Origin of the sequence: Halarcobacter mediterraneus (assembly GCF_004116625.1) — a bacterium.
GTDB lineage: Bacteria > Campylobacterota > Campylobacteria > Campylobacterales > Arcobacteraceae > Halarcobacter > Halarcobacter mediterraneus.
The window spans coordinates 1-587 of record NZ_NXIE01000016.1 but is presented as its reverse complement, the minus strand read 5'-3'; the positions used below and the strand labels follow the sequence as shown (position 1 = coordinate 587).

The 587-nt window shown below is 33.2% G+C and carries 1 pseudogene; it reads right to left on the bottom strand.

What is annotated here, in order from left to right:
* A pseudogene (glyA, locus tag CP965_RS13995) lies at positions 1-587 on the bottom strand (serine hydroxymethyltransferase); the annotation flags it as partial.

Genomic DNA, 587 nt, shown 5'->3' with positions numbered 1-587 from the left:
TAAGTCGATTGGTTGTAAATAACAAAGTTAGAAGCTAAATCTTTAAGCTCTAGCTTAATTTGTTCTTGAAGCTCTGTGTTGTTAATATCATCTAAAATATCAGCAATCTTATTAGCAATAAACTCAAACTCTTTCTCTTTCATTCCTCTTGCAGTTAAAGCAGGAGAACCAATTCTAACCCCTGATGTAACAAATGGAGATCTTGTCTCACCTGGTACTGTATTCTTATTTACAGTAATACCTGCATTTTGTAATGCTGCATCTGCATCTTTACCTGAGAAATCTTTATTTAAGAATGATACTAATACTAAGTGATTATCTGTTCCCCCAGAAACAATATCATATCCTCTTTGAACTAGTACTTCACCTAGTTTTTTAGCATTTGCTTTTACTTGTTTTGCGTACTCTTTCCATGAAGGATCTAAAATTTCTTTAAATGCAACAGCTTTTGCTGCAATTACATGTACTAATGGTCCACCTTGTAATCCAGGGAAAATAGCAGAGTTAATTTTTTTAGCAATATCTTCATCATTAGTCATAATCATACCACCTCTAGGACCTCTTAAAGTCTTGTGAGTTGTAGTAGT